The following is a 13,487-nucleotide window of genomic DNA, read 5'->3' on the forward strand; positions in this document are numbered from 1 at the left end:
AAAAAACCTCTCCGCATCAAACTTTCCAAGCTACACGGCTTCCAAAAGGAAGAACTTAAGCGATGGGGAAACCATCATCTTGAGTCAGAAGCCTGGGTTGTATCGGACGGCCTGTCCTGTTTTCAGGGAATCGAGTTCGCTGGTTTCCAGTACGAACCCCATGTTACTGGAGGTGGTAAAACAGCTGTAGAGCATCCATCCTTCAAATGGGTCAATATAATACTTGGTAACTTAAAAAATGCGCTCAAAGGTACTTATCATGCAATTAATCGCAAGCATGTTCCGCGGTACCTGGCAGAATTTCAGTACAGATTCAATCGTCGATATGATCTGCCGTCCATAATTCACAGGCTTATTTATGTTGCTCTTAGGACTCCGCCCATGCCATCAACCATGCTTTCTATGGCTGAAGCAGAGTGGTAATCAAAAAAACTTTTCGGTTATGGATTTATTTGATTGAAAAACATATGTTCTCAACTCGTAATAAAAAAACCATTAAAGTTTTGGGAAAGGTCTGGAAAACCCTTTTTCAAAAGGGTTTTCCAGTAATAATGCAACAACAGGCTTGTCGTTCAAACTGCCTGACTCGTTTCAAATATTCAAGCTATGACATTGATGAGTATATTGACAGAAAATCCCAGACACATGCTTTCCTATTATTTCAAAATCCAGCTGAGTGCCTGTTATTATTGAAATCTGTAAATAACCGCTCCCCATGTCATACCTGCGCCAAGGCCGATAAACATTACAGTATCCCCTGATTTGCCGATAAGACCCTGCTCCATGGCGTCATCAAGGGCAAGAGGTATGCTTGCGGCCGTAGTATTGCCATATTTCTGAATATTGTTGAAAATCTTTTCATCAGGAATCCCCATGGTTTTCTGGAAAAACTGATTTATTCTGAGGTTTGCCTGATGAGGGAAAAACATGTCGATGTCTTCAATTTTGAGACCGGCACCCGCAAGCGCCTCCTGGGCAACCTCAGGAAGTATTCTTACGGCAAGCTTAAATACGGCCTTGCCTTCCATTTTGGGATAATGACGGGCCTGCTCTATCATCTCAATTGTTATGCGCTCGGAATATTTTGAGGCAGGAGCTTCAAGCATCAATATATCCGCATTTTTACCCTGGGAGTGGAGCTTAGACGTCAAAACGCCTACATTGGCGTCAGTTTCAACTCCTTCGACGCAGACAACTGCCGCACCGTCTCCGAACAGCACTGCCACATCCCTGCCTCTGTCCGTAATATCCAGACCAGAGCTGTGAACTTCGGCGCCGACAACAAGAACACGATTGGCGTATCCGCTTTTAATATATGCGTCGGCTGTCGTAAGACCGTATAAAAAGCCGGTGCACTGCTGACGGATGTCAAGGGCAGGCGTTGTATCAAGACCAAGTTTATGTTGAAGAAGACAGCCGGAACCCGGGAAATAAATATCCGGACTTAGGGTCGCAAAAATAATAAGATCAATATCTTCAGGCTTCCACCCTGCCCTGCCAAGGGCTATCTTGGTAGCTTCCAGGGCAAGATCTGAGGCGCCGACATTTCCTTCCTCAGGAATCCAGTATCTCTGTTTGATGCCTGTGCGCTGTTCTATCCACTCATCGGTTGTATCAATAATCTTGGCAAGATCATCATTGGTCACAAGTCTTGGAGGAACATACCTGCCTGTTCCTTTAATTACTGTTCTCTTCAATTTCAGACTCCTGTTTGGATTGTGTTTCGGAAATTCGATCAAATCAGTTCCAAGAACCAATTTTTTTTGACGGTTACTTTTTGAAGTGTGTTTATTTAACCCGGCGTTGAACGCAGGATTCGGATTAATGGCCAAAACGCCTGATATAAAAAGCGTTATCAATAACTATGTATCTACTTACTTCCAAGTTTATCAATAGTCAAAAAAAAAAGCCGGATAAATCCGGCTTCTCTTATAGAACCACAACTTAATACAGATTAGGATTATTTCTTCTTGGGCGGCATCATGAAAGCTTTACCATCGAGGACAATTTTCTGCTCCTGATTCTCGCATGTTGTTCTGAACGTAACCCTGTTTTTTTCCTTGTTCAGTTCCACAACCTCGACTTTGGCAGTAATTGTATCACCTATCATTACAGGAGCGAGAAATTTCAATTCCTGTCCGACATAAATAGTTCCGGGGCCAGGAAGTTTTGTACCAAGAAGAGCAGATATAAAACCGGCCGTAAGCATGCCATGAGCTATTCTTGCCTTGAAAAAAGTCTGTTTTGCGTATTCCGCATCAATATGCGCAGGATTGAAGTCTCCGGTGATTCCGGCGTACATATAGACATCTGTTTCTGAGACAGTTTTAGACATCGTTGCAAAATCACCAAGTTCCATCTCATCAATCGTTTTACCGATAATCATATATTGCTCCTGTTTTACATTAAGATTTTATGCCTGTTTCAGGACCTGCGCTGAGCTGAATCTGTACAGCCGGTTCAATATAGTCCTCATTGGAAGCTACTCCCTGGGAGCCTATATCATCGTCCATTATATCCTGCTTATCTTGAACATTTTTGGCTGCCTGTTTTTTCTGCGAAGACTCGGCCTTCTTCTTCACGGCTGAAGGTACTTCTTCTTTATCCCTGTCCTTAAGCCAGCCTGTTATCATTGGCACAAATTCATTCTGATATTTTGAGCTTACATATATGCCTATATGGCCTGTTTCCAGACATACATCCCTTACATCCTTTGATCCGAGTTTTTTTGTAATCTGGTTGCTTGCGGCAGGTGGAACCAGATGGTCAAACTTGGCAAAGATGTTAAGAACCGGCATGGTGACCTTCTTAAGATCCACAATCCTGTCACCCACCTTCAGCTTGCTCTGAATAAGAAGATTGTTCTGATAAAGATCCTTGATAAACTGCCTGAAAGTTTCGCCAGGCACATCAGGACTGTCAAAAATCCATTTTTCCATCCTGACAAAATTCTCTACAAAAACCTTGTCATTTAGATTGGACATGAACCCCTTATATTTATCAAGCATAAGCCGGGCAGGATTTAGCAGAAGAAATCCAAAATTCATGATATCTCCGGGCATGTTGCCGAAGGCATCCACTACCTTGTCAACGTCAATATCCTTCATCCATACGTGTAGAAGCCCGTCTTCATTATCAAATGAAGTTGGTGTGACAGTGAGAACAAGATTCTTAACTTTTTCAGGATAAAAGGCCGAATAGATCGTACAGAAAGTCCCTCCCATGCATATCCCCATGAGATTAACCTTTGCCTTGCCCGAAGCCTTTCTGATAAAATCAACGGCGCTGTCTATATAAATGTTTACATGATCATCTATTGTCAGGAATTTATCTTTTCTGGTCGGATAGCCCCAGTCAATCATGTATACATCCACACCGTCATTCAAAAATTTCTGTACCACACTTCTTCCAGGCTGGAGATCCAGCATGGTCTCTCTGTTTATAAGTGCATACACCACCAGAAGAGGCGTTTTTATCTTTGATTTTTCAGGTTTAGGCGATCTGTACAGCTTAAGCTTTACCCTGTCTTCCTGATAAACTACCTCATATGGCGTAGTGCCTATATTATCATCAAGGGGGCCCATGACAATATCACAGGCGTCCTTCAGATAGGCTTGGACTTTTTCAGAGTTTGCAGCCAGATTAGATAATACTTTATCATTTAAAGACATTACATCAAGCATTCCCAACTCCTTGACTATATGGTTAGACAAAATCTCGTGCCTCGCGTTCTTTTTCGAGTGTTCTTATTCTTTTCTTCATCACAAGTATCTCCTTGTAGAGTTCGTCAAGATCCGACTGAACCGGAATTGGAGATGTTTTGAGCATATCTTCCACAATACTGTTCTTGGCCAGCCTGAAATCACAAAGCCCTTCAAGGGCCCGGCCCATGACATTTGTGTATTCCTTTGAATGGAACATTGTGGAATAGTCACTTTCAAGCTTTTTCAGGCAGTCGTTGTAAATGGAACTGAAATCATCAGGAACCTGACCTTCATCCATTTTATCCAGAAGTTCCCTCTGAAAATTTTTAAGCGATCGTTCCATAGGCAAATAAAGAAAATACATGAATTCAATAAGTGAAGCATTGAACAGATTGTATTTATCCATAGCTTGCGAAACTTTTTCCTGATATTCTCTCCAAAGACCAACCTGGGGAAGATTGTAAATTTTACGGATTTCATCCTGATAAATACCGGCCCAGGCATTAAATACCTCACGGTCAAACTTGTCGAAATCCATGTTTTCAATCTTATTGCCTATCTTACCTGCTTTTTCATTCAGGGTATTTGTAAGAGTCTCAAAGCCCTTTTCTAAAACACTGATGAATTTTTTAAATGAGTCTTCGCCATTTATTTTGTCCGATGGAGTGTTCAGCTCCATAATTTTTTCAGGGTTTGAAAGCATGGAAAAAAATGTTTTCCAGGTTCTCATGGATAGTTCCATGGACTCATTTGCACGAACCGCGAATTGATCGGCATCGCCATCTTTCACAGTCTGGCTGTTAAATCCTTTTTTTGCCATTTTGTTAAATGTTCCCCAGAACTCATTTGATGCACTTACCCAGTTTTCAAAAATGTCCTGTTTTTTATTTTTTTCATCTGAAGCCATTCTGAACAATCTCCGATTTGAGTTGGTCAATAAAACATATCAATAAAGGCAGAGCAATAAATGTGCCTAATTATAATGCGTGAGCCCTGATTGGCTAAGCGAAATAAATCGCTAATAATGGGTAATGGTTATTAGAAGGTTATTACTGATTGCTAGTTGAAAACTATTTTGATTAAGTCTCCGAGGTTTTCCAAAGTGTAAAAAAACTTTACAACAAAAAAATCCCCAAGCATCATTTAGATTAATTATCTGTGGAATATATAATTTTGAAATTCTATTATCTATAGGTTTAATGTCCCATTTATAAATGCTTTTTTCTGAAAAATCCAGATCAAACAGGAAATTACCCCATTTTATTATTTGATGGCCTCGCAAGAAGCCAGATTTGAGGCATTCAGTCGAAGCCATCATTTAATGTGGACTTATATCATAACCACCCAAGCCATAATCCGAAGACAGCAACACAAACAAGATCAAATACCAAAATGGATCCTGTTACAACCGCCTGCTTTTTTGGGGTTTCGAGATCATAAACATAGTAGCAGACCGCAAAGAACGGGAAATAGCCGATGATGAAAACAAGAAAAGGCATGGATACGCTCCACCATGAATGCTCCCATGTAAGCCAGCCACCTAAATTCAATACAATCTCAACCAGCACACAAAGAATACTGTTGGTAACCGCATAAAACAGCCTGTTATTAACCCCAAGGATTTTTTCATGCCTGTCAGCGGGAAGAATCTTCGTTGCAACAATGCCCATTATCAGGAACATAAAGCATATTTCTATATTGAGACCGATCAGAATCAGATATGCAGTATCTCTGGGAGCCCCCCATACAGGAGCAGTCTTGCTGAAATGAAAAAAAAGCGAATTCCATATTTCATTAAACCAGTCCATACCCCAGAAAGAAAGCCCGGCGAAAACGGCCTTCCAGTTTTTTTTCTCAACCTCCACCATATAAATATATATCACCATGAGAAGAAGCGGAATTACGTACCATTTGAACTGTGAAGGATCTCTCAGAATTCTTAGGGCCTGGGCAGATGTCTCGGTCATTTAATCTTCTCCTTTTTTAAACCCGATATTGATTTAAGATAATATTCAAAAGAATTGCGCCGTTTTAAAACCTCATAGGTCATCTCTAATCGGCTATGATCTCTCTATATGCGAAAAATTTTATTGCTCCGATTAGCATTAATATTTAGGCTCTGCTTCCGTTAAGTGTGGGATACTTTATTATTCCAATAATTAGCTAATGATGGTCTCGCACAAAGTTCGATTTATGCCGTTCCGGCGGGGCCTGTCCCTGTGAAAACCAGGAGCCTGAATCCAGAAGTATCTGAGAATACAAACATGCCGGATCAAGTGCGGCATGACGCTAAAACCCTTTTCTGACTTTTTGCGAGACCATCAAAACCGGAATTATATTCAGTTGCGGACTGTATATTAAAAATGCATTCCTAAATATCCTCAGAAGCATGAGGCTTGGACAGCTTTTTTTCAAAACATATCAGGCCAAAGCAGTCTGGCAAGTGGAAATTAAGCTCGGGAAGAGGTTCCCAGGATACCCAATGAGGGTGAGACGTGGAATCACCGCATTTCTGGAAATTCGCGTTCCAAACCTGTCCTTGCAAATCCCATATATTACCTGAATATTTTTCAAAAACAGAAAAAGGTATAAAGAACTCAAGTATCCAGTTGACAGGGTCTTTGATCTCTTCAGTAATTATTTCGGGAAGAGAGTGAAATATCTTTATGAGTTGAAGATCTTGAAGGGCTAAGGGAACAGAGCTCTTAAAACCTTCGGGCGTTCTTGAATGATCAGTAATATAACTGCAAAGAATAGAGCCTCCGCAGTTAAACTCAAAATTAAAATAACCTTTTGAACCAGACGGCCTTACAAAAAACTCGACACAGCTGTCCTTATAAACAGGGGCCAGATATCCATGATGTACGCATTTGACAAATCTGTCCTCGACAAAAAAGATGCCGTAAATGCCTTTGTCTGAATAAACCAGTCTGAATCTTGTTTTTGGTCTGTGAGCCGATCCTTCTTTCCTGAAATGGGAAATTTCATCTGCCTTGCCCCCTCTCCAGAAATCCCCATCCCATTCACCCTTAAGATCCGGGTCTTCATCCACGAACCTGACATTGTACATCAGCCACTCCTGATCTTAAGGATTAACCGGCAAAGTCGATCCTATCAGGGCAGTAGGATCCTGGGGAGCTCTCTGTGATGAAGTCCAGACAACAACTATATAATGACCTGGTTCCTGGAAAGTATAGGAGAGCCTGTTACTTGTTGTAAAACCGTCCGGGCTGTTTACCATTCTTACCCATCCGTTTTGAGGATCATAATCTGAAGTTCCGTAATCAGGAGCGTAGGAATAATAGTAATAAACAGTCCCCGAACATTCGGAAACGGCATTGATGCTGAAAGTGACGGGTGATCCTGCCCTCGGGATGTCTGAAATATCAAGGGACATCATCTTGGGAGTGACTCTGCATGTCCCGGAAGATCCTCCTGACGCTGATCTCACGGCCACAGTAGTCCCAATTTGGGGCATTACTGTCGGAATAGCCCTCGAACTGCTCATCCCCGCGACAACTACATAATACCCAGGCTCATTGAAAGCATAATTTATGGTCTTGCTCGTTGTGAATCCGTCTCCGCCAACCATTCTTACCCAACCGTTAACTGAATCATAATCAGCGGTTCCGTAATCAGGCGCGTATGAATAATAGTAATATATAAAACCAGGGCAATCGGACACAGATGATACTGAAAACAAGACAGGGGAACCTGCCACAGGAATGCTGCCGACATTTATATAAAGAGACTTGGGAGCAATCTTACAATCTGTGCTGCTGCTTGAGTATATATAATAATCAACGAATGATTTCAATGCAGATATCCTCGAATAGACGCCATAGTAGCCTGGTGCCGCACACCCCTCACCCCAGCTTGTGACGCCTGCGAGTTCCCATCTCGAATTTCTGTTTATCACAAGCGGCCCGCCCGAGTCACCCTGGCATGTATCCTTGCCTCCAACCAGAAAACCTGCGCACATCATTGAATCGGTGATTGTCCCACCATATACGGAATTACACTGGGTGTTTGTCACAACAGGCAGAGTAACCTGCTGCAATTTTTCAGGATAATCAGTCTGGCCGGAAACGCCGGAAGTATTACCCCAGCCAATGGCTATGGCATTATAACCTGAAAGACTGCTTGATCCGTCATAAAGGGGAAGTGTCTCGGCTGATGAAGATTTTTCAAGTTCAAGCAAGGCAATATCATTATTGTATGTTTCAGGCTCGTATTGAGGATGAATTATTATTCTCTTTACGTTTATACGCTCGCCCTCGCCTGTTGAGAGATCGTGGGCACCAACAAGAACCTGGATACCTGATGCCGAAGCCGACAGATTGCCGGATTCATCCACAAGACAATGCGCAGCAGTTACGACCCAGTTGGAAGATACAAGTGAGCCGCCACAAAACTGGCCATAGTAATTGGAATGATCATTCGAATAAACGAGTGCAACCATCCAGGGCCAATCAGATTTATCGGTCTCTGTTCCGCCGACTATTCTTGCCGAAACTTTGGATTCCTGGGAATATACGGCACTGATAAAACAGCAGTCTGAAACAAAGACCAAACAAATAATAAGAATCAGACGTCTCATGGCACACTCCAAGCATTCAATTCATTAATGTCATCAATAACGACAAACTCGCAAAAAAGCCCCTATACTGATTTGGAGCCGCACTTTGCCTGACTTCAGCCATCATAATATTACCAGATATTGTGATATTTGTTGTCGTTCCGTCTTTTCCAAGCTTGATATATAATAGAACAAACATATGATAAACTGAATCAATTTTTACTGTAATTCAATATGTATATATATAGACAGAACTCACATGTAAAAATAAACACGTAATATTGACTTTAAATACTATAATGATTTATTTACGTATCCATCTGAAAGACTCTGCTTCACTATTATACAGAGTATGATAATAATGAGGCAAAATACTTTTTTTAATGTCTTTGCTAAATAAATATACTGAAATCATTGCAGAGACTCATTAATTTAAAAAATCTACCTTGGTTCGAAACCAACCAAAATGCATCATGAACTCCTGCTTAACATCCAAAGGAGACATTGACCACATCATCATGTTTGATTGTATTTACTGGCATATTTACCATTAAATATTTCTTTATCATTAATAATCACATCTTGAATCAGGACGTTGCATGAATAATCAATCCCAATGCACAGGCTGCTGGAATCAGGGCAAGGGCAATATCGAAAACATATCAGAAGCAATGAAAAAGCACCTTATCAGTGTTTTCAACCCCATCCTTATAGTAAAAAATAATAATGAGCTGTTTATTGCAAACAAAGGAAAACTTGTACTTGAAGAAGGCCAGATAAAGCCTGAAAAAAGCCTTGAAGCCTTAGCCTGGGTACCGCCACTCCCTCCGGAGAGTCTTGGTGATCCGGACTTCAAAAAAAAACATGGGGTCAAATATGCTTACGTCGCAGGAGCAATGGCAGGCGGAATAACCTCGGTGGAAATGGTCAGGGAAATGGGCAAGGCAGGCATGCTTGGTTTTTTCGGTTCGGCAGGATTGTCAATTGAGGCCATAGAAAATGCCATAAACAAGCTACAGAGCGGCGACAAAAATATTCCATATGGTTTCAACCTGATTCACAGCCCTGGTGAGGCAGGCCTTGAAATGGAAACCGTAAAGCTTTACCTGAGAAAAGGGGTCACAAAAATTTGTGCCGCTGCTTTCATGAATATGACGCCGTCTATAGTCTATTTCAGAATTAAAGGCATACACAGGGATCAAAGTGGTACGGTTATTGTGCCCAATTCTGTTTTTGCCAAGGTCTCACGCGTCGAAGTAGCCGAGAAATTTTTCTCGCCTCCTCCTGAAAAAATACTCATGCAGCTTGTTGAGGAGAAACTCATAACCCAGATGGAGGCTGACCTTGCATCTGAAATACCTGTGGCCGAAGATCTTACAGCTGAGGCCGATTCAGGTGGCCATACAGACAACAGGCCTGCAATAGCTCTTTTCCCGACAATAATTGCATTGAAAGATAAAATGCAAAAAAAATACGGATATAAAACTCAATTACGAGCAGGCCTTGCAGGAGGTGTCGCGACTCCTGAATCAGCTGCCGCAGCCTTTGCAATGGGCGCGGCCTACATACTTACAGGGTCAGTTAATCAGGCCTGCATAGAATCGGGCACATCCGATGTTGTAAGGGAAATGCTTGCTGCGGCCGGTCAGGCCGATGTGATAATGGCTCCTTCGGCTGACATGTTCGAGCTTGGAGTAAAAGTTCAGGTACTGAAAAGAGGCACAATGTTTGCCCAGAGAGCAGGAAAACTCTATGAATTGTACCGTTCTTTCGATTCCTTTGAAGATATACCCGAAGATCAGCAGAAAATGATTGAAGAAAAATACTTCAAATGCAGCTTTAATGAGGCATGGAAAAGCACCAGCGACTTTTTTTCAAAACGAGATCCGAGACAGAACGAAAGAGCCGCAAAAGATCCCAAACACAAAATGGCCCTGGTTTTCAGATCATACCTCGGTCAGTCATCAAAATGGGCAATTGCTGGTGATCCATCAAGAAAGATAGATTACCAGATCTGGTGCGGCCCTTCCATGGGAGCTTTTAATGAGTGGGCGGCAGGTTCCTATCTTGAACCATACCAGAATCGAAAAGTTGCGCTCGTTGCAAAAAACCTTCTTCTTGGCGCCTCATTCGTTACAAGGGGCATATGGCTGAAATCCCAAGGCATTCCAGTGTCTCAGGATATGATCAGATTCAGCCCAATGACAGAAGAAGAACTTGCGTCCTATTTTTAAGAACACTACCTGAATATTGACAACATCGCAAAAAGTCTGATTATCGTCATTCCGGCGCAGGCCGGCATCCAGAAGTATTTGAAAACACTGGATGCCGGATCAAGCCCGGCATGACGCCGTTGCCTTTTTGTGTATTTTTGCGAGTTCGTCATTATTATCAGGAGCAAAGGTCCTAAAGCTTTACATACACTGGCTAATTATCTGAAAGTTTTTGCGGAGCTTTTTTCAAAAAGCGACCCGCTCGAGGCACTCGCCCTATCAGTTGTATAATTGTCTGACTCATAAGCTTCGCCTGACTTTGGTCGATCGGGTTACATTGCCTCGCCGGAGTTATTCGGATCAATGTCGGATTACGAGCAAAGGACTTATCTAATCCTACCTACTAACCGGCCTTTTTTTCTACGGCAATTTAACCATACAAGGTCGCTTTTTATTAAAAAAATTGGTTACTGGGGTCTTAGTTTAATCAGCATTCAGAATCACCGAAAAAGCGCTGAACATAACCCATACATCAACACCCTCAACTATGTCTAAATCAACCCGGCCCTGCTCAGTGACAAGGGCACAGACATCAGTCCCATCAGAAAGTGAAACCACCACCTCTGTAGTAATTGATCCTTTGATAATTCTCGAAACTTTTCCATTAAGTCTGTTTGAAGCGCTACTCATCGGCTCTTCAACATCTTTGGAAACAACCACCCATGGAGCCTTGATTTCTGCTGTTGCAGGAGACTTTTCCCTGAACATAAGCCTCTCCAGACTTTCATTAGTTATGACAGATGTAATTTTATGTCCTGAGTAGGTTGTTATTTCGACTTCTGATTGAATATCACCCTTATTGATCCTCGTAATCAGACCATAAAATGAATTTCTTGCGCTGGTCTTTCTCCGGCTTTCTTTGTCCACATAGTTTCTCAGCACCTGCTTCAGATCCTCTTTGGAAAAATCGATATAAGCAGAGGTAAGACTTGATGTTGAATGGCCAAGAATTTTTTGAACCATGGGCAAAGGAATATTGTTGCGTATTAGCTCAATCGCCCTTGATCTTCTTATGGCAGATGGGTTTCCGAATTCCCTCAAAAGACCGCAAGCCTCTGCCCTTTCATAAAATTTTCTCCTCACATGGGCCGGATCAAGATAAAAAAAATGGCCTTTCAGACCGGCATTTTCTGTCATAGAAAAAGCATTAGAGAGTTCAGCCGCAAGAAATGCTGGTATTTCAACGATTCTAGATCCGGAGGCGATCCCATTCTCCTCCTTATCAATACCAGAAAATCCAAGCCTGACAGTAAGTTTATCTGGATCAATCATGCTTGTCTCATCAATTGAAAGAATCTCGCCAAGTCTTGCGCCTGTATATCTTATAAGGAGAAAAATCAGGGTTATTCTTTTCCTCGATATCCTGACATCCATCCTAACAGCCTCATCAGTCCAGGTTCTGAAGGATTTTTCAAGCAGTTCAAGGCTTGCGGTATCAAGATATTTTACTTCTTCAGCAGGAGACAGTATTCCAGAAGGATTTATCCTTCCTGATCTGTTTGAAAATGCTGGCTCAGAAAACAGCTTATCGAGCTCTTTATCCATTTAATAAAACCTCAGATTTTTAGTTTATTAGAAATATATGCCAGATTTTGAAGAGGCAGACAATCGTTTGTATAACAACTTATCTCGAAACTGTTTAATGAACTTGACATCAAAAAATAGTGCTGATAAATAGAATACTAACATCTAAATTATATTTTTCGTGTCAATAGCTCAATAAAAATCTTGCTCTAAAACGATCATATTAAACTTTAAAATTCAGGAGGTGGCCATGTATTTTCAAACAGCAGGAATCGATGTTTCACCGTGGATCCCTCCCCTCGTGGCATTTGTCATATCCTTCTTCACCTCCATGGGCGGAGTATCCGGAGCATTTCTTCTTTTGCCATTCCAGATGTCTTTTCTGGGATACACCAATCCGTCAGTCAGTTCCACCAACCAGCTTTTCAATATTGTGGCTATACCAAGCGGCGTTTACAGATTTATCAAAGAAGGTAGAATGGTATGGCCGCTAACATGGGTTGTAATCATAGGAACCCTGCCAGGCGTTCTTATTGGCGCGATAGTGCGTGTCGCGTATTTGCCGAACCCAAAAAACTTCAAACTCTTTGCAGCGTGTGTTCTTTTTTACATAGGGATACGCATGATCAGGGATCTTACCCAAAAAAGCAATGGCGACGACAAAAACAAAAGTGAACAAAGATTCCAGGAATTGATGAAAAAGCACAGGACAAAATCCGAGGAAACCGGTGTTGAAATTCCATCGGTCAAAGTTCTTGAGCTTTCTTTAAGCAGAATCAGATATGAATTTTACGGAGAAGAGTTCAATATTCCAGTTTGGGGCATAATGTCGCTAAGTTTTATCGTTGGGATAATTGGCGGAGTTTACGGCATAGGCGGAGGCGCCATAATAGCTCCATTTTTCGTGTCAGTATTCGGCCTTCCTGTATATACTGTTGCCGGCGCTGCCCTAATGGGAACATTCATTACTTCTATCGCAGGAGTTGCTTTTTATCAGGCGATTGCGCCATATTATCCGACAGTATCGGTGGCCCCGGACTGGTTTCTTGGAATTCTTTTCGGCATAGGCGGCATGGCTGGAATATACCTTGGTGCAAGATGCCAGAAATATGTGCCTGCAAAGGCCATAAAATGGATGCTTGGCGCAGTTATTGTTTATACGGCAACAAAATATCTTTTTGATTTCATTAAATAAGTTAACACGAACATAATAAAAGATACTCAGACAAATTCAATCCATTCCTCCGCTAAAAGGTGTATCAGAAAAAAATGATACACCTTTTGTTTTCGTCCCTTATCTAAACATTCTCTAATTATTCAGCTTGGCATGTTTATTCCTGGAGAACCTTTTATGTAATCTGATTACCACTCTGCTTCAGCCATAGAAAGCATGGTTGATGGCATGGG

Annotated in this window: 11 protein-coding genes; 3 read left to right on the plus strand and 8 right to left on the minus strand. The window is 41.7% G+C overall.

Annotation, left to right across the window (positions count from 1 at the left end):
* Window positions 1-423: IS1595 family transposase (locus K245_RS0118860; RefSeq protein ID WP_027360453.1), on the plus strand; the 423-nt coding region annotated here is incomplete at its 5' end.
* A gap of 263 nt (window positions 424-686) precedes the next feature.
* Here the strand turns inward: K245_RS0118860 and K245_RS0118865 are convergent.
* The 7 genes from K245_RS0118865 to K245_RS26985 form a co-directional block, all read right to left on the minus strand.
* Window positions 687-1,697: a 3-oxoacyl-ACP synthase III family protein gene (locus tag K245_RS0118865; RefSeq protein ID WP_027360454.1), complete on the minus strand. Its 1,011-nt coding sequence runs from the start codon at window positions 1,695-1,697 to the stop codon at window positions 687-689.
* Between the two features lie 263 nt (window positions 1,698-1,960).
* Window positions 1,961-2,386 (minus strand): MaoC family dehydratase, encoded by a 426-nt coding sequence (locus tag K245_RS0118870; RefSeq protein ID WP_232223852.1) that lies wholly within the window; start codon window positions 2,384-2,386, stop codon window positions 1,961-1,963.
* A gap of 19 nt (window positions 2,387-2,405) precedes the next feature.
* Entirely contained in the window at window positions 2,406-3,683 is a 1,278-nt protein-coding gene (phaC, locus tag K245_RS25430; RefSeq protein WP_084156432.1) for a class III poly(R)-hydroxyalkanoic acid synthase subunit PhaC, read from the minus strand.
* 22 nt (window positions 3,684-3,705) lie between these two features.
* Window positions 3,706-4,611 carry a poly(R)-hydroxyalkanoic acid synthase subunit PhaE gene (locus K245_RS0118880; RefSeq protein ID WP_027360456.1) on the minus strand — a complete coding sequence of 302 codons (906 nt, stop codon included), beginning with the start codon at window positions 4,609-4,611 and terminating at the stop codon, window positions 3,706-3,708.
* Window positions 4,612-5,038: 427 nt separating this feature from the next.
* Window positions 5,039-5,671, minus strand: a complete 633-nt coding sequence (locus K245_RS0118890) for a hypothetical protein (protein WP_027360458.1) — start codon at window positions 5,669-5,671, stop codon at window positions 5,039-5,041.
* A gap of 404 nt (window positions 5,672-6,075) precedes the next feature.
* Window positions 6,076-6,774, minus strand: coding sequence for a carbohydrate-binding family 9-like protein (locus tag K245_RS25435; RefSeq protein ID WP_051284414.1), 699 nt, complete (start codon window positions 6,772-6,774; stop codon window positions 6,076-6,078).
* A 15-nt stretch (window positions 6,775-6,789) separates the two neighbouring features.
* Complete coding sequence (locus K245_RS26985; RefSeq protein ID WP_051284416.1) at window positions 6,790-8,304, minus strand: S1 family serine peptidase; 1,515 nt, start codon at window positions 8,302-8,304, stop codon at window positions 6,790-6,792.
* Window positions 8,305-8,882: 578 nt separating this feature from the next.
* Here K245_RS26985 and K245_RS0118905 point away from each other — a divergent pair.
* On the plus strand, window positions 8,883-10,517 hold the full coding sequence (locus K245_RS0118905; protein WP_027360459.1) for a PfaD family polyunsaturated fatty acid/polyketide biosynthesis protein: 1,635 nt from the start codon (window positions 8,883-8,885) through the stop codon (window positions 10,515-10,517).
* 462 nt (window positions 10,518-10,979) lie between these two features.
* Here the strand turns inward: K245_RS0118905 and K245_RS0118910 are convergent, their stop codons facing one another.
* Window positions 10,980-12,101 (minus strand): TOBE domain-containing protein, encoded by a 1,122-nt coding sequence (locus tag K245_RS0118910; protein ID WP_027360460.1) that lies wholly within the window; start codon window positions 12,099-12,101, stop codon window positions 10,980-10,982.
* A gap of 229 nt (window positions 12,102-12,330) precedes the next feature.
* On the opposite strand from K245_RS0118910, the gene K245_RS0118915 reads away from it, so the two are divergent.
* Window positions 12,331-13,275, plus strand: coding sequence for a sulfite exporter TauE/SafE family protein (locus K245_RS0118915; RefSeq protein WP_027360461.1), 945 nt, complete (start codon window positions 12,331-12,333; stop codon window positions 13,273-13,275).
* Window positions 13,276-13,487 lie beyond the last annotated feature (212 nt).

The organism is Desulforegula conservatrix Mb1Pa (genome assembly GCF_000426225.1).
Classification (GTDB): domain Bacteria; phylum Desulfobacterota; class Desulfobacteria; order Desulfobacterales; family Desulforegulaceae; genus Desulforegula; species Desulforegula conservatrix.